Raw genomic sequence first — 17942 nt, 5'->3', positions numbered from 1 at the left:
AGGAAATGGACGCAAATATCAAAAAGAGATGGATTTCTTTATATGTGGAAAATCAGGTGGGTGTACTTTCAAAGATTTCCGGACTGTTTTCTGCAAAATCATATAACCTGGATAGTCTGACGGTTGGAACCACAGAGGATCCGACCATTTCCAGAATGACAATCGCAACAGTCAGCGATGATGAAACTTTTGAACAGATCAAAAAACAGTTAAATCGTCAGGTGGAAGTGATCAAGGTCATTGATTTTACCGATGTGTTCGTGCGGATGAAGGAGATCCTCTATATCAAAGTGCGAAAATGTACACCGGAAGATAAGACAGAACTGTTCCAGATCGCAGAGACGTTCAAGGCAAGAGTCATCGATATCAGCAGAGACAGCCTGCTTCTGGAGTTCGTCCAGACCGCGACCAAGAACGATGCGGTGGTGAAGCTGATGAAAGAAGAATTTAAAAATATTGAGGTTGTCCGGGGCGGAAGCGTAGGAATTGAGTCGATTAATATGATGGAAAGATAAAAAAACAGAGTGCACTCTTGATTTTTGTTATTCCTGGTATTATAATGAAAAACGTATTTGGAGAAATCCCAGAGGAATGGAGGAATTATCAATGGAGAAGAAACAAATGGACTGGGAAAATCTTGGATTTGGTTATGTACAGACTGAGAAGAGATATGTATCAAACTATAAGGACGGCAAATGGGATGACGGTGTCATTACAGAAGATGCCAATATTGTACTGAATGAGTGTGCAGGTGTTCTGCAGTATTCACAGAGTGTATTTGAAGGAACGAAGGCTTATACAACAGAAGGCGGACACATCGTAGTCTTCCGTCCGGACCTGAATGCAGAGAGAATGATCGATTCTGCAAAACGTCTGGAGATGCCGGCATTTCCAAAAGATAGATTTATTGACGCAATCGAAAAAGTTGTAGCAGCAAATGCTGACTATGTACCGCCGTACGGATCAGGAGCAACTCTTTACATCCGTCCGTATATGTTCGGTTCCAACCCGGTTATCGGAGTAAAACCTGCAGATGAGTACCAGTTCCGTGTATTTACTACACCGGTAGGTCCTTACTTCAAAGGTGGCGCTAAACCGCTTACAATCCGTGTCAGTGATTTCGACCGTGCAGCACCGAGAGGAACAGGACACATTAAAGCAGGTCTGAACTATGCAATGAGCTTACATGCAATCGTAACTGCTCACGCAGAAGGATATGATGAGAATCTGTACTTGGATCCTGCAACCAGAACAAAGGTAGAGGAGACAGGCGGAGCAAACTTCCTCTTTGTAACAAAAGACAACAAAGTCGTAACTCCGAAATCTTCTTCCATTCTTCCTTCTATTACAAGACGTTCTCTGTTATATGTAGCAGAGCATTATCTGGGACTGGAAGTAGAAGAAAGAGAAGTATACTTAGATGAGCTGAAAGACTTCGCAGAATGTGGTCTGTGTGGTACAGCAGCCGTTATCTCTCCGGTAGGAAAGATCGTAGATCATGGAAAAGAGATCTGTTTCCCGAGCGGTATGGAGAAGATGGGTGAAACCACTCAGAAACTGTATGAGACATTGACCGGAATCCAGATGGGACACATCGAGGCACCGGAAGGATGGATCTACAAAGTCTGCTAATGATTGGAAAAACAGACTGAAATATAGCAAAAAAGATCGGAACACAAGAGATTTATGGATATGGAATCTTTCTGTGTTCCGTTTTTTTCTATTTTGTCAGTTTCGTGAAATATCTCCGCAAAAGTTTACCTCGGGAACCGCTTTCGCTAGTCCTCTCTTTTGCGGAGATAAAATTTCGAAGTGTCAAAAAATAAAATCGTCTCCAGCCATTTATTACCAAAGGCTGAAGACGGGTTTTATCAACACATTTTGTCCTATAAGTCTGATTTTCATCAATATGTTTTATTCTGTAAGATTTCTGCAAAAATAGGGAATTATTCCCACAAAAGATTACGCCGTGAAGGTTTACAGATGTAAATGAAAGGCATAGGTTGCGATTGTAAAGTAAATAATGATCGAGCAGGTATCCACCAGAGTTGTGATCAGCGGTGATGCCATAAGTGCCGGGTCCAGGCCAATCTTCTTAGCAGCCAGAGGCAGGAAACATCCGATCATGGCGGCGATACAGATTGTAAAGACCAGGGAGCATCCGATGACGATAGCCAGCAGTCCGTTGTGATACATCAGGAAGATTCGCAGTCCGTTTGCGGTTGCAAGGACACAGCTTACAATCAGTGAGATCCGGAATTCTTTGAAGATGACCATCAGGGTATCTTTAAAATGGATCTCATTCAGTGCGATACCACGGATGATCAGGGTAGAACTCTGGGAACCGCAGTTACCGCCGGTATCCATCAGCATCGGGATGAAGGAAACCAGAAGAGGGATCGTGGCGAAAGCTTCTTCATAGCGGTTGATGATCGTGCCGGTTATGGTGGCAGACAGCATCAGGATCAGAAGCCAGGGGATTCTGTTTTTTGCGTGGGAAAAAACGGAAGTTTCCATATAAGGCTTCTCACTGGGGCTCATAGCAGCCATTTTGGTGATATCCTCGGTAGCCTCATCAACCATGACATCCATAGCATCATCGACGGTGACGATTCCGACCATGAGATTTTCTGCATCCAGAACCGGAATGGCCAGCAGATCGTATTTGGTAAACAACTGGGCAACCTCTTCCTGGTCGGCATGAGTATTGACGGAAATAATCTCGGTTTCCATCAGGTCTTTGATCAGAGTGTCATCCTCTGCGATCAGCAGATCTTTGGCAGTAACGATTCCGATCAGACGACGACGTTCTGTGACATAACAGGTATAAATCGTCTCTTTGTGAATTCCGGTCCGCTTGATGTGTGCCATAGATTCGGCAACGGTCATGTTCTGGCGGAGACCGACGTATTCGGTGGTCATAATACTTCCGGCGCTGTCATCCGGATAGTTTAAGAGTACGTTGATCATATTTCGCTTGGACTGACTGACGTTATTTAAGATACGGCCGACCAGATTGGCGGGAAGTTCTTCCAGCAGATCCACGGTATCGTCCATGTACAGATCGTCCAGCAATTCTTTTAATTCTTTTTCGGTAAACATTTCCACCAGATAGGACTGCATGGAATTGTTCATGTTTGCAAATACTTCCGCTGCTTCTTCCTTTGGAATCAGACGAAAAGCAAGTGCCAGTTCTTTATCTTCAAGTTCTGAAAGCAGTGAGGCAATGTCTACTGCGTTCATGACATTCAAAATACTTCTTACAGCCTTGAACTGACGGTCCTGTAAGAGGTTTACAAAGATTTCTTTGTCCATCATAGTATTTTCCTCGATTCTTGTATGAAATTATAATAGAAGTCCACGAGTGATAACTGGCTCCAGCATCCATTGTGCTCACCACCTTTCCTTTCTGAAAATTTTCCGGGGTTTTAGGTATCCTTTTCTTCTGGAAATTTAAACATTCTTATAGAATAAATTCCGGGACAAGATGAGAAGACCGGGAAAGAAATTGATTTTCGGACATATAAAAAACCCGTCAAAGCTCAAACAATGACGGGCATTTCTGCCTGGTAAAAATATCGTTCAAGCTTTAGTATCACAGGGCATAAAATTGCGTTAGGTTATGCCTTAGTCTTCGACATAGCCTGCTAACCATCTCGCCTGTGTCTCCACAAACTCGCGGCAGCAATCTCAGGAAATATCCTAATCCCTGTGGTAACCTCACCTACCGAAGGTATTTTATTATATCCTTACTTATTGTAGTCCAATGATCCGGGTGTGTCAATCATAAATTAACAATTGTTGTCTTGGGCAAGTCATGATAAAATACTTCTGTGAGAAAACTGTCAGAAAGAGGAAAAATATGGAGGCTTATACAGAATTTGCAGCGGTCTATGACGAGTTTATGGATAATGTTCCCTACGATGAGTGGGCAGACTATCTGCATGGACTGCTCCAAAAAGATGGAATCGAAGACGGACTGGTGCTGGATCTTGGATGCGGAACCGGTGCGATGACAGAGCGGATGGCTGCATTTGGATATGATATGATCGGTGCGGACAATTCGGAAGAAATGCTGGAGATTGCAATGGAAAAACGTTTGGAATCCGGTCATGATATCCTGTATCTTCTGCAGGATATGCGGGAGTTTGAACTTTACGGAACGGTGCGCGCCATTTACAGTGTCTGTGATTCTGTCAATTATATTACAGAAGAAACAGATCTGGAAGAGGTCTTCCGTCTGGTGAATAATTACCTGGATCCGGGTGGACTGTTTGTCTTTGATTTTAATACGGAATATAAATACCGGGAGATTTTAGGACAGCAGACGATTGCGGAGAATCGTGAGAACAACAGCTTTATCTGGGAGAATGATTATGATGAAGAAACCGGGATCAATACCTATGAACTGGCACTGTTTCTTAAGCGAGAAGATGGGCTGTATGAAAAACAGGAGGAGATCCATTATCAGAAAGCCTATACGCTGGAGGCAATGAAGAGGATCATTGAGAGAGCGGGCCTGGAGTTCGTGACGGCGTATGATGCATTTACCGATCGGCGGCCGGATGAAAAAAGTGAGCGAATCTATGTAATCGCAAGAGAGAGTGGAAAAGTGGTGTAAACAAGCCGAAAGAAATCAATTCGAGAGGAATTGTGGGACAGAATCGAGAAAAAGCAGAAAAGTAAAAAATGAAATAGAAAAGAGGATAAGAATATGGAAGATTATATTGTAAGAGCATCTGCAGCAGGTGCACAGATTCGTGCGTTTGCTGCAACGACGGGAAATCTGGTGGAAGAGGCGAGGGTTCATCATAATTTAAGTCCGGTAGCAACCGCGGCTTTGGGAAGATTGCTGACTGGTGGAAGTATGATGGGAAGCATGATGAAAAATGATACGGATATGCTGACTTTGCAGATACAGTGCGGCGGACCTATCGGAGGACTGACGGTAACTGCTGATACCAAGGGGAATGTAAAGGGTTATGTGAACAATCCGGAAGTAATGCTTCCGCCGAAGAACGGGAAACTGGATGTAGGAGGAGCTCTTGGAGCCGGATTTTTAAATGTGATCAAGGATATGGGACTGAAAGAACCATATTCCGGTCAGACCATTCTTCAGACCGGAGAGATCGCAGAAGATCTGACGTATTATTTCGCAACCTCGGAGCAGGTTCCATCTTCTGTGGGACTGGGAGTCCTGATGAATCATGACAATACGGTGAACTGTGCCGGAGGATTTATCGTGCAGGTGATGCCGTTTGTGGAAGAAGCAGTCCTTGAGAAGCTGGAAGAAAATATCAAAAAAATCCGATCTGTGACAGAAATGCTGAAAGACGGACATACACCGGAAGAGATGTTAGCTCAGGTTCTGGAGGGACTGGATCTGGAAGTGACGGATACCTTGCCGACCAGATTCTACTGCAATTGTTCCAAGGAACGGATTGAGAAGGCAATTATCAGTATCGGGGCGAAGGATATTCAGGAAATGATCGATGATGGAAAAGAAATCGAAGTAAAATGTCATTTTTGCAATACGTCCTATCCGTTTTCGGTGGAAGAATTAAAAGAACTTTTGAAGAAGGCGCGGAGGTAATAGAACATGAAACATGGGTTTATAAAGGTTGCGGCAGTTACGCCTGATATCCGGGTAGCAGACGTGGCATATAATCAGGAACAAATCATTGAAAAAATGAAAGAGGCAGCAAAGCTGGGAGCAAAGCTTATCGTCTTTCCGGAACTTTGTGTGACTGGCTATACCTGTAGTGATCTGTTTGAACATGAGATATTATTGAATGCAGCAAAACAGGCACTTTTTGAAATTGCGGAGGAAACGAAAGAAATCGATGCCCTTGTTTTTGTGGGAGCACCATTAGCAGTGGATGGAAAACTTTATAACGTGGCAACAGCCATGAATCAGGGAAAGATCCTGGGTCTGACTTCCAAGACTTTTCTCCCGAATTACGGTGAATTTTATGAGATGCGTCAGTTTACACCGGGACCGAAAACAGATCGGGAGATCCTTGTAAACGGGGAGAAGATTCCTTTTGGCCCCAATCTGTTGTTCCAGGCAAAAGAAATGGAGGAACTGGTAGTTTCTGCGGAAATCTGTGAGGATGTATGGTCACCGATTCCACCGAGTATTCAGGCGGCGATGGAGGGGGCAACCGTGATCGTCAACTGTTCGGCCAGTGATGAGACCATTGGAAAAGGAAGATACAGAAGAGAACTGATCCAGGGACAGTCCGCAAGGCTGATCGCAGGATATATCTATGCCAACGCAGGAGAGGGAGAGTCTACGACGGATTTGGTATTTGGAGGACATAATATAATCGCAGAGAACGGATCTATTCTGGCAGAATCCAAACGTTTTGAAAACGGAATCATTTGTACGGAACTGGATCTGCATCGATTGATCAGTGAGCGGAGAAGGAATACGACTTTCCAGTTGGCAGAAGAGAGAATTCTCCCAAGGATTTCATTTTCCATAAAGAAAGAAGAGACCGGTCTGACCAGAACCTTCCCGTCCAGACCGTTCGTTCCGAGCTCTGAGACGGAGAGGGCGTATCGCTGTGAAGAGATCCTGACGATTCAGGCGATGGGATTGAAAAAACGATTGGCACATACTCACGCAGGTTGTGCAGTTGTGGGAATTTCAGGAGGGTTGGACTCTACCTTGGCTCTTTTGGTCACGGCGAGAGCTTTTGAGTTGCTTGGATTGGACAAGAAACAGATCATCGCGGTGACGATGCCATGTTTCGGAACTACGGACAGAACCTACCAGAATGCATGTAAGATGACGGTAAAACTGGGGGCAACTTTAAAAGAAGTGCCGATTGCAGATGCGGTGAATATTCATTTTCGGGATATCGATCATGATCCGGAAAATCATGACGTAACCTATGAAAATTCTCAGGCGAGAGAACGGACTCAGGTGCTGATGGATATTGCCAATGCCCATGGAGGCATGGTAATCGGAACCGGAGATATGTCAGAACTGGCACTTGGCTGGGCAACTTACAACGGGGATCATATGTCCATGTATGGAGTCAATGCGTCTGTTCCGAAAACATTGGTGAGGCATCTGGTGAAATATGCAGCAGATGTGGCAGAAGATAAAGAACTGTCTGAGGTATTGTATGATGTGCTGGATACGCCGGTCAGCCCGGAATTGCTTCCACCAAAAGATGGAGAGATTGCACAGAAGACAGAAGATCTAGTGGGCCCATACGAACTCCATGATTTTTATCTGTATTACATGTTGCGTTTTGGATATGGACCGGAGAAAATTTACCGGTTGGCGCTTCAGACATTCGATGGCGAGTATGATGCTGCAACGATTAAGAAGTGGCTTCAGACATTCTGCAGACGGTTTTTCTCTCAGCAGTTTAAGAGATCCTGTCTTCCGGACGGACCGAAGGTGGGTACGGTTGCGCTGTCTCCAAGAGGGGATCTGAGAATGCCGAGTGATGCCTGTGCAACGATCTGGTTGAAAGAAGCGGAGAGATTGTAAATCGAAAAGGAGCAGGTAAAAGATTTCGACGTATGCTATCGGGATGATTATAGGAGAAATTCCCTTATGCATTCCTTTTGCGGGAGTTAAAGTTGTATTCCTATAACTCAAAAAAATGGGTGCTGCATTAAAAAATGCAACACCCATTTTCAGATTCATTAAAGCTTAATATTTTTGAACAGATCACCTAAGCTGGTTCCGATATTTTCTGCTTTCGGGATCTCAACCTTTTCAAAGACTTCTTCTTCCGGAGCTTCCTCAAGAGCCTTCATGCTGAGGCTGATTTTTCCGTCTTTGATTCCGATCACTTTGACTTTTACCTGATCGCCGACTTTCAAGACTGCATCAGGGGATTTGATACGGTTTCTGGAGATCTGAGAGATGTGTACCAGTCCGGACAGTCCGTCTTCCAGTCTGACAAATGCTCCATAGGTCTGCAGAGAATCTACGGTACCCTCCATAACGGATCCAACCTGAATGCTGGCGATCTTATCAGCTTTTGCCTTACGCTCTTTTTCTTTCAGAAGTTCGCGTGCGGACAGGACGAGACGGTTGTTGGCCTGATCTACGTCGATGACCTGCACTTCGATATCTTTGGAAAGATAAGTTTCGAGATCTTCGATGTAAGATAAAGAAAGCTTAGATGCCGGTACGAATCCGCGTAATCCTTCTACCATTGCGATTACACCGCCGTTGACAACGCCTTCTACCTTAACCGGAAGAACGGTACCTTCTTCCATATAAGCTGTTACACGGTTCCATGGATTGGCATCATCAAAATGATCCTCCAGGTCTGCCATAGTTTCAGCCGGAGCTTCTGCTTCTTCTTTGATCTCTTCGTTCATTGTTAATTCTTCGTTCATACTGCACCTCGTCCGTAATTATAGTTTTTATTAGTATAGCAATGTTTCGCGGAAAAAACAACCAATCTTTCCAATATCAGTTGACGAATCCACGAAAAAATGGCAATCTAAATGGTAGAGTCATTATGGAGGAAGTATTATGTCAAAAAATATACTCAAAAAGGAAGAGGTTAAAAGAAAGGTATATGTGGTGGGGCATCTGAATCCGGACACAGATTCTATCTGTTCTGCAATCGCATATGCTAATTTAAAAAATCACCTGCCGGGGGCGAGTGAGAAGATATATGAGCCGCGAAGAGCCGGACAAATCAATGAAGAAACACAGCATGTGTTGAAGAGTTTCGGACTGAAACCACCGAAATTGCTGTCTAATCTGAGGGTTCAGGTCAAGGATGTGGATCTGAGAAAGATTGAAGGGGTTAAGACCAGCGTTCCCATCAAACGTGCATGGGAGATCATGAAGGAAGAAAAAATGAAGACCCTGCCGGTAACCAGAGACAGCAAACTGGAAGGTCTGATCACAGTCGGTGATATCGCTACATCTTACATGGATGTACATGACAGCACCGTACTTTCAGAAGCGAGAACCCAGTACCGCAATATTTCCAATGCGGTGGACGGACGGGTGCTCCAGGGAAATCATCACGGATATTTCCAAGAAGGAAAAGTAGCGATCGCGGCATCCGGAGTGGCGCAGATGAAAGCGCTGATCGAAAAGGATGATCTGGTGATCATGGGGAATGTAGAAGAACTGGAACTCTGTGCGGTAGATATTAATGTGAGCTGTATGGTGATCTGCCGGGCAGAGAAGGTGGAAAAAGAAATTTTAAAAAAGGCAGCAGAAAAAGAGATCGTTGTGATCGCAACACCACATGATGTGTTTACAACGGCAAGGCTGATCAATCAGAGTATTCCGGTGAAATATTTTATGACGAAAGATCATCTGGTTTCCTTTCACATGGATGAATATGTGGACGATGTGCGGGAAATTATGACAAAGAAGAAATTCCGTGACTTCCCGATTCTGGATGCGGTCGGTAATTTTGAGGGATTTATTTCCCGAAGAAGATTGCTGAAAGCAAGAAAGAAACAGGTGATCCTGGTGGATCATAATGAAAAGGCACAGGCAGTAGATGGGATTGATGAGGCAGAAGTTCTGGAGATCATTGACCACCACAGGCTCAGCAGTATTGAGACAATGGGCCCTGTTTTTTTTCGGAATCAGCCGGTAGGGTGTACCGGAACGATTGTCTATCAGATGTACCAGGAAGAACAGGTGGAGATCGAACCGAAGATGGCAGGGATTCTCTGTGCAGCTATCCTTTCCGATACACTGATGTTCCGTTCACCGACCTGTACACCGCTGGATGAAGCGGCAGCCAGACGTCTGGCAGAGATTGCAGGAATCGATGTGGAAGAATTTGCGTATGAGATGTTCAACGCCGGAAGCAATCTGGGCAACAAGACGGCAGAAGAGATCTGTTTCCTGGATTTTAAACAGTTCCAGGTGGGCGATACTACATTCGGCGTGGGACAGGTGAATTCTATGAGTGCCACAGAACTGGGAGAGATCAAAAAGAAAGTGGAATCCTATCTGGATACCGCAAGAAGCAATCATGGTCTGAATATGATCTATCTGATGCTGACCAATATTGTAACAGAATCTACGGAGCTGCTCTGCGCCGGGGACAGTGCAAGAGAACAGATCATTGCGGCTTATGACATGCCGCTCAATGATGATGCGCTGATCCTGAAGGGGGTAGTATCCAGAAAGAAACAGTTGTTGCCTACTCTGGTGGGAGCACTGCAGCAGTAAGAAAAGAGGATGCTTATGAAAAAACAGATCTGGAAACCGGGCAATATGCTCTATCCTTTGCCGGCTGTGCTGGTGGGATGTGGAGATGCTGACGGGAATACCAATCTTTTGACCGTGGCGTGGACAGGAACGGTGTGTACCAATCCGCCCATGCTGTATATTTCCGTGAGACCGGAACGATATTCTTACGATCTGATTCGAAAGAGTGGGGAATTCACGGTGAATCTGACGACAGAGAAGCTGGCAAGAGCGACGGACTATTGCGGTGTACGTTCGGGAAGAGATGTGGACAAATGGAAAGAAACCCATCTGACAAGTGGAAAAGCATCAAAGCTTCAGTATGCTCCGATCGTGGAAGAAAGTCCGGTAAATCTGGAGTGTAAAGTGACAGAAGTAAAAGAACTGGGTTCCCACCATATGTTTCTTGCCAGTGTAGAGGCAGTTCAGGTATCGGAAGAACTGATGGGAAAGAACGGAAAATTTGAGTTAAACCATGCAGGACTTCTGGTGTATTCCCACGGCGAATATCTGAATCTGGACCGGACGATCGGAACCTTTGGATATAGTGTAAAAAAGAAAAAGCCTGGGAAAAAGAAAACCAAAAAGTAAAAGAAGAAAGTCATCTGTCTTTCGGAAAATCTCCGGAGAGCAGATGACTTTTTAAATATTTGCTACATAGAAATATCGGAATTCGGAGAATCCAGCGGGTCCAGCTTCAGGCGCTTGATCCTTCGGAACAGCAGGGTACAAAGGATCACAGAGACCAGTTCGGCGATGGGGAAAGAGAACCACACAGAATGAAGACCGAACAAATGGGATAAAAGATAAGCAACCGGAAGGATGACCACGAGCTGTCGCACTGCGGAAATGATCAGGCTGTAAAATCCGTTTCCAAGGGCCTGGAAAGAGGAACTGATGATGATACTGTAACCGGCCAGAAGAAAGTGGATGCTGATGATCCGAAGCGCAGGTACACCGATTTCAATCATATGATCGGAAGCGTCAAACAGATGTAAAAGTGGCACTGGCATTATCTGGAAGGCGAGAAGACCGAGAAACATGATTCCGATGGAAATGCAGACGCTTAGTCGGACGGTTTTCATGATTCTCTTCTTCTTGCGAGCACCGTAATTGTAGGCGACGATGGGGATCATTCCGTTGTTCAGACCGAAGACCGGCATGAAGATAAAACTCTGTAATTTGAAGTAAACCCCAAATAATGCGGCGGCAGTTGTGCTGAATACCAGCAGGATCTTGTTGAAGCCGAAGACCATCACAGATCCGATGGACTGCATAATAATGGAAGGAACACCAACCCGGTAGATTTCACCAATGGTGGAAAGATCTGGTCGGAAATGCAGCATGTTGATATGGATTTCTTTATTATAGCGACAGTTAAAAAAGATACATAAACAAACGGCTACCAACTGACCGAATACCGTTGCGATGGCAGCACCTGCCACTTCAAGACGTGGAAAACCAAACAATCCGAAGATCAGGATGGGATCCATGATAATGTTGATGATTGCACCGGTACCCTGAGTGATCATGGTGAAGATGGTTTTTCCGGTAGCCTGGAGAAGTCGTTCCATGGTGATCTGCATAAAGATTCCGACGGAGACAATGGTAACAACCTGCATATACTGGGTTCCGTATTTTACAATGGCTTCCTGATCTGTCTGTGCCAGGAAGAAGGCATGAGATCCGAGCAGGCCGATGACGGCCATTGCGATACAACTTAATATGGCGAGAAAGATTCCGTTTTGGGCGGCTTTGTCTGCCCGGTCAAAATTCTTTTCGCCGAGGGAGCGGGATAACAGTGCGTTGATTCCGACACCTGTTCCACTGGCAATTGCGATCATCAGATTCTGGACAGGAAAGGCCAGAGATACAGCGGTTAAGGCTTCTTCGCTTAATTTTGCAACGAAAATACTATCCACGATGTTGTAGAGAGCCTGAACCAGCATGGAGATGACCATTGGTAAAGACATGGTGATCAATAATTTTGGAATGGGAAGGACTCCCATTTTATTTTCCTTTTTCATAACGTTCATTCCTCAAATCTAACAAAATGTTTCTGAAGTTCTAAAATAGTGCCATAGGTTATGATAGCATCAATATAATGAATCTGCAATGCATATATTAAATATGATGAAAAGCCGGAGCAAAGTATGGGCTGGAAGCAAAGATGGATCAAAGCGGAACTCTTGGGGATTCTGATCCTGTGTGTGGGGAAAATCCTGTGTGAAGGAAGAGAGGGCGGACAGGGAGTCGAACGGAGTTTGGAACAATACCGGAATCCGGGTCAATATTGGAGTCTGGGAACGGATACAGAGACAGGAGAAGCAGAACGTGTGGGGAGGATGGAAATAGCAAACGATCAGACAGGAGAACAAGCGGGAGAGCAGGCAGAATCAGAAAAACGGTGGAGTGGTCAGATGGAAAACCCGATCGAAGAAAAGCCGAAGATCGCGCTTACCTTTGACGATGGGCCGAGTCCGACCTATACTCCCATGCTGCTGGACGGGTTGAAGAAACGGAAGATAAAGGCGACCTTTTTCCTGATTGGGGAGAGCGCGAAGGCATATCCGGAAATCGTTGAACGAATGCAGGCGGAAGGCCATCTGATTGGAAATCATACCTATCATCACTGCGAATTGACGGCGCTTTCGACGGAAAAAGGTCTGGAAGAGATTGAGCAGACCAGTCGGGTAATCGAGAAGATCACCGGACAGCCGGTTCGCTATGTACGCCCGCCTTATGGGGAATGGTCGGATGCGCTGGAAGACAGACTTTCCATGATTCCGGTGCTGTGGAGTGTGGACAGTCTGGACTGGACCACAGAAAATGTAAGTGAAATCGTAGATCGGGTAGTGACGAAAACGGGAGAAAATGATATGATTTTAATGCACGATTGTTATGAGAGTTCGGTGAAAGCCGCCTTTCAGATTATAGATCTCTTACAGGAAAAAGGGTATCGGTTTGTATTGGCAGAGGAGTTGTTGCTGGATTAAAAGCAAAACACACATCGCCCGGTGGATAACGGAGTTGTACCGAAGGAAACAGAGAAAATGATCTGTAACAGAGAAAATCATCTGTCAGAAACTGTCAGAGACAGGATTAGGCAGGGACAGGATAAAGATGCAATAGAAAAACAAAATGAGAAAGGAAGAGAAGAGATGGATCTTTTTGAATATGCCAGAGAGAAACAACAGGAAAAAGAAGCACCATTGGCTTCGAGGCTCAGACCGGAGACTTTGGAAGAAGTAGTCGGACAGCAGCATATTATCGGAAAAGGAAAATTATTATACCGCGCGATCAAGGCAGATAAGCTGGGCTCCGTGATCTTTTACGGACCTCCGGGAACTGGAAAAACCACATTGGCGCGGGTGATTGCCAATTCCACCAAGTCGGAATTCTGCCAGATCAATGCGACGGTTGCTGGAAAAAAGGATATGGAAGAAGTGGTGAAGGCGGCAAAAGAACGGCAGGGAATGTATCAGAAAAAGACGATCCTGTTTATCGATGAGATTCACCGTTTCAATAAGGGGCAGCAGGATTATCTGCTTCCTTTCGTAGAGGACGGAACCGTGACTCTGATCGGAGCCACCACAGAGAATCCTTACTTTGAGGTGAACGGGGCTCTGATCTCCAGATCCAGTATCTTCGAACTGAAACCACTGGACAAAGAGGATATCAGGACGCTGTTGCTGCGTGCGGTGAACGATACGGAAAAAGGAATGGGAAGCTATCATGCGCAGATTGATGAGGATGCCCTGGAATTCCTGGCAGATCTGGCGGGAGGAGATGCGAGAAATGCATTGAAAGCGATTGAACTGGGAATCCTAACGACTCCGAGAAGTGAGGACGGCCTGATTCACATTACGTTGGATGTGGCTTCGGAATGTATTCAGAAGCGGGTGGTGTATTATGATAAGAAAGGAGATAACCACTACGATACCATTTCAGCGTTTATCAAGAGCATGAGAGGATCGGATCCGGATGCGGCCGTGTACTATCTGGCGAAGATGCTGTATGCAGGTGAAGATGTGAAATTTATTGCGCGAAGAATCATGATCTGTGCTTCGGAAGATGTGGGAAATGCGGATCCTATGGCACTTACGGTTGCGGTATCAGCGGCTCAGGCGGTAGAACGAGTGGGAATGCCGGAGTCTCAGATTATTTTATCCCAGGCGGTTTTATATATTGCGACGGCCAAAAAGAGCAATTCCGCGGTCAATGCCATTTCGGCAGCCATGGAAAATGTACGTCACGTCAAGACGACGGTGCCGTCACATTTACAGGATGCCCATTACGGAGGTTCGGCGAAGCTTGGAAGGGGAACCGGATATCAGTATGCACATGATTATCCGAACCATTATGCGAGACAGCAGTATCTTCCGGATGAAATAAAAAACGCCAGGTTCTATGAACCCGGCGATCTTGGATGCGAAAAAGAAAGAAAAGAATGGTTAGAGCAGCTTCGAAAGTAAAGAAGTGTAGATTTCCTGATTATATTTGGTCCAGTTGGAGGCGATAGATTCCGCCTCCTTTTCTGTTGGCACACACAGTTTCAACTCGATCAGAGTCTGCTCTTCTTCGGTAATCTTGCAAACCACATCGTACTCATGGTTGGTATTCATATAATAATTGGATTTGACGGAGACTTCTTCTTTCAGGTCGTAAGCTTTTTCCGCCAGGAAATCATCGATATCCTTCTGAATGGAAGGAGAGATCCGGTCCTGAAAGAAATGAATGGTCTCTTCTCCGTTTTCGGTCAGATGATAAAGGGTACGGTTGTGGGTTTCTTCGGTTTTGACCAAGTTACTCTCCAGCATTTCGGACAGCGTTTCCTGGAGTTTGAAAAAAGAGGTATAGCCTTTATCAAGGATAAATTCGGAAATCTGTGCTGTGGTCAGTGGGAAATCCACCTTTTTCAGCATATACAGGATAATCAGTTTATATAAAGCAAAGCTGTCTGTCATAAGTTAGAATACTCCTTTCCCTGCCAGATATCCTGGCTTTTTAAATAAGCGTGAAGTTCATTTAATACGGTTCGTTTTTTCTGGGACCAGAGAGGTGCAATCATCAGATCAGAAGGTCCGTCACCGGTGACACGGTGGATCACAATATCAGGTCTTAAATGTGAAAGACAGGAACCCACCATCCGGATATATTCGTCCTGTTCCGGAATATGGAAGGGATGCTGCTGGTATTGGATTGCGAGATCTGTGCCTTTCAACACGTGCAAAAGCTGTAATTTGATGCCCTGGATAGGACAGTGATTCAGATAATCAATGGTCTGAAGCATCATTTCGGGTGTCTCGCCCGGAAGATACAGGATCGTGTGGACGATGACCGGAATCTGTCTGGCATGAAGATTTTGAACCGCCTGTTCAAAGATAGAAAGCGGATAACCTCTTCGAATATCTTTTGCAGTCTTTTCATGAATAGTCTGAAGTCCGAGTTCGATCCAAACCGGTTTGATCTTCCGGATCTTTGATAATAAAGCTAGAACTTCCGGACCTAAGCAGTCGGGGCGGGTAGCGATGGACAGGACTTTGACTTCCGGATCACTTACAGCTTCCAGATAGATCTTTTCCAGATGGGAAATGGAACCGTAGGTATTGGTAAATGCCTGAAAATAGGCAATATAAGAATGGATCGGACGCTTGGTGGAAAGATCGTATTTGCCGCGTTTTAGTTGGTCGGAAATGGAATCTGCCGAAGAGCCGGCAAAATCGCCGGATCCCATGGGACTGCAGAAAATACATCCTCGATCTCCGATGGTGCCGTCCCGGTTGGGACAGGTCATGCCACCGTTTAATGCAATTTTGTAAACTTTTTCGCCAAACTGGCTGCGAAGCGCATAATCCAGAGAATGATAACGCTTTTCACCCCATCGTTCCATAAATCAACCGGATCCTTTCCATGTTTCTTATTCATTTCAGGTGACAGGTATCATGAAGAAAAGATCATGTCACCGTATCACAATCATAACACCGATGTTTTATGAAAGCAAGAAAGCACTTTCTTTTTTGGAACAAGTAGTGTATAATGAATCTATTCAGTCAAGTCATTTCAGACAAAGGTTCCCAGAAAACGGTTAAAATTAGATATAGCTGAAAAGAAACAAAAAGGTTGTCGTATGTGTATTTCGGCAGATAAATGACAGGAGAGGAGACAGGTATGACACGGGAAAAATATGAATCATTGCCTCTTGCTACATTAAAAGAGCTGGCAAAAACGAGAAAAATGAAGGGAATATCCGGCATGAAGAAGAAAGATCTGATCGATGCCATGATGGCCCTGGATGAAAAGGAAGCCAGAGAGGCAAAAGAAGAGGATGCTGTAAAAGAAACGAAAGCCGGAAGAAAAGAAGGAAAAGAGGTTCATTTTTCGGAGAAAAGGGACGGGGAATCCCGGGAGTATGACGGAAAAGCAGAAGAAGGACACCAGGAGCGCAGAGAAAAGGACAGCTCCGATATGGAACAATTAGACAGTGGAAATATTGCGGACGGAATTCTGGAAGTTCTGCCGGACGGATACGGATTTATTCGTTGTGCCAATTATCTGCCTGGGGATGATGATGTCTATGTATCGCCCTCCCAGATCCGACGTTTTAACCTGAAGACGGGAGATATTATAAAAGGAAATACCAGAGTAAAGACCCAGCAGGAAAAATTCAGTGCATTATTATATGTAACAAGTGTCAACGGAATGCGACCGTCGGATGCCAGCCGACGCCCGAATTTTGAAGATCTGACCCCGATCTTCCCGAATGAACGGATTCGTCTGGAACAGCCGGGAAGATCTATGGCAATGAGACTGGTGGATCTGCTGGCACCGATCGGTAAGGGACAGAGAGGAATGATCGTTTCCCCGCCGAAAGCAGGAAAGACCACCTTGTTAAAAGAAGTGGCACTTTCTGTGAAAAAGAGTGCGCCACATATGCACCTGCTGATCCTGCTGATTGATGAACGACCGGAGGAAGTAACGGATATTAAGGAAGCAATCGAAGGACCGAATGTAGAAGTGATCTATTCTACCTTTGATGAACTGGCGGAACACCATAAACGGGTATCGGAGATGGTAATTGAGCGTGCAAAGAGACTGGTAGAGCATGGAAAAGAAGTCATGATCCTGCTTGACAGTATTACACGTCTTGCAAGAGCCTACAACCTGACAGTACCGCCGTCAGGAAGAACGCTTTCCGGTGGACTGGATCCGGCGGCACTTCATATGCCGAAGCGGTTTTTTGGAGCTGCAAGAAATATGAGAGAGGGCGGAAGCCTTACGATTCTGGCGACAGCCCTTGTGGATACCGGAAGCAAGATGGACGATGTGGTCTATGAAGAGTTTAAGGGAACCGGTAATATGGAACTGGTCCTTGACCGGAAGCTCCAGGAAAAGAGAGTATTCCCGGCCATTGATATTCCGAAATCCGGTACCAGAAGAGAAGACCTTCTTCTGACGAAAGAAGAGAGAGAAGCGGTGGATATGATCCGCAGAAATATGAACGGTCTGAAGGCAGAAGAGGCGGTTGATAATCTTCTGAATATGTTCGCGCGGACGAAGACAAATGCCGAACTGGTGCAGCTTTTGAGAAGACAGAAATTTATTGGATAAAGTCAAATGAGTTTGCTGATAAGTTTATCATATAAAAGGCTTGCCAAAGAAAAAAGTCTGTGCTATAATATGAAAGCTGTTTAAAATTGAAGATAAACAAAGAATAAAAGATTAAAATAGAGAG

General features: G+C 45.1%; 15 protein-coding genes and 1 riboswitch. Of the genes, 10 read left to right on the top strand and 5 right to left on the bottom strand.

Annotation, left to right across the window (positions count from 1 at the left end; genetic code table 11):
- Positions 1-5 precede the first annotated feature (5 nt).
- Positions 6-515, top strand: a complete 510-nt coding sequence (ilvN, locus tag KGMB01110_RS01930; protein WP_117601916.1) for an acetolactate synthase small subunit — start codon at positions 6-8, stop codon at positions 513-515.
- 91 nt (positions 516-606) lie between these two features.
- Positions 607-1632, top strand: a complete 1026-nt coding sequence (locus KGMB01110_RS01925; RefSeq protein ID WP_119297390.1) for a branched-chain amino acid aminotransferase — start codon at positions 607-609, stop codon at positions 1630-1632.
- 345 nt (positions 1633-1977) lie between these two features.
- On the opposite strand, the gene mgtE is transcribed toward KGMB01110_RS01925, so the two are convergent.
- A complete protein-coding gene (mgtE, locus tag KGMB01110_RS01920) occupies positions 1978-3315 on the bottom strand; it encodes a magnesium transporter (RefSeq protein ID WP_119299028.1) in 1338 nt (445 codons plus the stop codon).
- Between the two features lie 255 nt (positions 3316-3570).
- A riboswitch (M-box (ykoK) riboswitch) is annotated at positions 3571-3739 on the bottom strand.
- A gap of 123 nt (positions 3740-3862) precedes the next feature.
- Between mgtE and KGMB01110_RS01915 the strand changes: the two genes are divergently transcribed.
- The 3 genes from KGMB01110_RS01915 to KGMB01110_RS01905 all read left to right on the top strand — a co-directional run bounded on the left by KGMB01110_RS01915 (position 3863) and on the right by KGMB01110_RS01905 (position 7510).
- On the top strand, positions 3863-4621 hold the full coding sequence (locus KGMB01110_RS01915) for a class I SAM-dependent DNA methyltransferase (RefSeq protein ID WP_119297389.1): 759 nt from the start codon (positions 3863-3865) through the stop codon (positions 4619-4621).
- A 93-nt stretch (positions 4622-4714) separates the two neighbouring features.
- A complete protein-coding gene (hslO, locus tag KGMB01110_RS01910; protein WP_119297388.1) occupies positions 4715-5593 on the top strand; it encodes an Hsp33 family molecular chaperone HslO in 879 nt (292 codons plus the stop codon).
- A 6-nt stretch (positions 5594-5599) separates the two neighbouring features.
- The gene (locus KGMB01110_RS01905; protein ID WP_117889292.1) at positions 5600-7510 is read left to right on the top strand and encodes an NAD(+) synthase; all 1911 of its coding nucleotides are present in this window, start codon (positions 5600-5602) and stop codon (positions 7508-7510) included.
- A 158-nt stretch (positions 7511-7668) separates the two neighbouring features.
- Here the strand turns inward: KGMB01110_RS01905 and KGMB01110_RS01900 are convergent, their stop codons facing one another.
- Entirely contained in the window at positions 7669-8373 is a 705-nt protein-coding gene (locus tag KGMB01110_RS01900; protein WP_117601921.1) for a S1 RNA-binding domain-containing protein, read from the bottom strand.
- Between the two features lie 139 nt (positions 8374-8512).
- Here KGMB01110_RS01900 and KGMB01110_RS01895 point away from each other — a divergent pair, with 139 nt between their 5' ends.
- Together KGMB01110_RS01895 and KGMB01110_RS01890 are read left to right on the top strand one after the other, a co-directional pair.
- Complete coding sequence (locus KGMB01110_RS01895) at positions 8513-10189, top strand: putative manganese-dependent inorganic diphosphatase (RefSeq protein WP_117889291.1); 1677 nt, start codon at positions 8513-8515, stop codon at positions 10187-10189.
- Between the two features lie 15 nt (positions 10190-10204).
- Positions 10205-10798, top strand: coding sequence for a flavin reductase family protein (locus KGMB01110_RS01890; RefSeq protein WP_117601923.1), 594 nt, complete (start codon positions 10205-10207; stop codon positions 10796-10798).
- A 62-nt stretch (positions 10799-10860) separates the two neighbouring features.
- On the opposite strand, the gene KGMB01110_RS01885 is transcribed toward KGMB01110_RS01890, so the two are convergent.
- Positions 10861-12234, bottom strand: a complete 1374-nt coding sequence (locus tag KGMB01110_RS01885) for an MATE family efflux transporter (RefSeq protein WP_119297387.1) — start codon at positions 12232-12234, stop codon at positions 10861-10863.
- Positions 12235-12360: 126 nt separating this feature from the next.
- Here KGMB01110_RS01885 and KGMB01110_RS01880 point away from each other — a divergent pair, with 126 nt between their 5' ends.
- Positions 12361-13203 carry a polysaccharide deacetylase family protein gene (locus tag KGMB01110_RS01880; protein WP_243112619.1) on the top strand — a complete coding sequence of 281 codons (843 nt, stop codon included), beginning with the start codon at positions 12361-12363 and terminating at the stop codon, positions 13201-13203.
- Between the two features lie 165 nt (positions 13204-13368).
- On the top strand, positions 13369-14682 hold the full coding sequence (locus tag KGMB01110_RS01875; protein ID WP_117602550.1) for a replication-associated recombination protein A: 1314 nt from the start codon (positions 13369-13371) through the stop codon (positions 14680-14682).
- Here the strand turns inward: KGMB01110_RS01875 and KGMB01110_RS01870 are convergent.
- The gene (locus KGMB01110_RS01870) at positions 14662-15174 is read right to left on the bottom strand and encodes a DUF4364 family protein (protein ID WP_117601925.1); all 513 of its coding nucleotides are present in this window, start codon (positions 15172-15174) and stop codon (positions 14662-14664) included. The genes KGMB01110_RS01875 and KGMB01110_RS01870 overlap by 21 nt on opposite strands.
- A complete protein-coding gene (locus KGMB01110_RS01865) occupies positions 15171-16100 on the bottom strand; it encodes a TIGR01212 family radical SAM protein (RefSeq protein ID WP_119297386.1) in 930 nt (309 codons plus the stop codon). The genes KGMB01110_RS01870 and KGMB01110_RS01865 overlap by 4 nt, the downstream gene beginning before the upstream one ends.
- A gap of 278 nt (positions 16101-16378) precedes the next feature.
- Between KGMB01110_RS01865 and rho the strand changes: the two genes are divergently transcribed.
- Positions 16379-17818 carry a transcription termination factor Rho gene (gene rho / locus KGMB01110_RS01860; protein WP_117601927.1) on the top strand — a complete coding sequence of 480 codons (1440 nt, stop codon included), beginning with the start codon at positions 16379-16381 and terminating at the stop codon, positions 17816-17818.
- The last annotated feature ends 124 nt before the right edge of the window (positions 17819-17942 follow it).

The organism is Mediterraneibacter butyricigenes, from assembly GCF_003574295.1.
Classification (GTDB): Bacteria; Bacillota; Clostridia; order Lachnospirales; family Lachnospiraceae; genus Mediterraneibacter_A; species Mediterraneibacter_A butyricigenes.
The sequence above is the reverse complement of the archived record's forward strand: the minus strand, read 5'-3'. Positions and strand labels throughout refer to the sequence as shown.

Coding starts and splice junctions, on each gene's coding strand:
- ilvN (WP_117601916.1), top strand. CDS start 6: ATGGACGCAAATATCAAAAAGAGATGGATTTCTTTATATGTGGAAAAT.
- KGMB01110_RS01925 (WP_119297390.1), top strand. CDS start 607: ATGGAGAAGAAACAAATGGACTGGGAAAATCTTGGATTTGGTTATGTA.
- mgtE (WP_119299028.1), bottom strand. CDS start 3,315: ATGGACAAAGAAATCTTTGTAAACCTCTTACAGGACCGTCAGTTCAAG.
- KGMB01110_RS01915 (WP_119297389.1), top strand. CDS start 3,863: ATGGAGGCTTATACAGAATTTGCAGCGGTCTATGACGAGTTTATGGAT.
- hslO (WP_119297388.1), top strand. CDS start 4,715: ATGGAAGATTATATTGTAAGAGCATCTGCAGCAGGTGCACAGATTCGT.
- KGMB01110_RS01905 (WP_117889292.1), top strand. CDS start 5,600: ATGAAACATGGGTTTATAAAGGTTGCGGCAGTTACGCCTGATATCCGG.
- KGMB01110_RS01900 (WP_117601921.1), bottom strand. CDS start 8,373: ATGAACGAAGAATTAACAATGAACGAAGAGATCAAAGAAGAAGCAGAA.
- KGMB01110_RS01895 (WP_117889291.1), top strand. CDS start 8,513: ATGTCAAAAAATATACTCAAAAAGGAAGAGGTTAAAAGAAAGGTATAT.
- KGMB01110_RS01890 (WP_117601923.1), top strand. CDS start 10,205: ATGAAAAAACAGATCTGGAAACCGGGCAATATGCTCTATCCTTTGCCG.
- KGMB01110_RS01885 (WP_119297387.1), bottom strand. CDS start 12,234: ATGAAAAAGGAAAATAAAATGGGAGTCCTTCCCATTCCAAAATTATTG.
- KGMB01110_RS01880 (WP_243112619.1), top strand. CDS start 12,361: ATGGGCTGGAAGCAAAGATGGATCAAAGCGGAACTCTTGGGGATTCTG.
- KGMB01110_RS01875 (WP_117602550.1), top strand. CDS start 13,369: ATGGATCTTTTTGAATATGCCAGAGAGAAACAACAGGAAAAAGAAGCA.
- KGMB01110_RS01870 (WP_117601925.1), bottom strand. CDS start 15,174: ATGACAGACAGCTTTGCTTTATATAAACTGATTATCCTGTATATGCTG.
- KGMB01110_RS01865 (WP_119297386.1), bottom strand. CDS start 16,100: ATGGAACGATGGGGTGAAAAGCGTTATCATTCTCTGGATTATGCGCTT.
- rho (WP_117601927.1), top strand. CDS start 16,379: ATGACACGGGAAAAATATGAATCATTGCCTCTTGCTACATTAAAAGAG.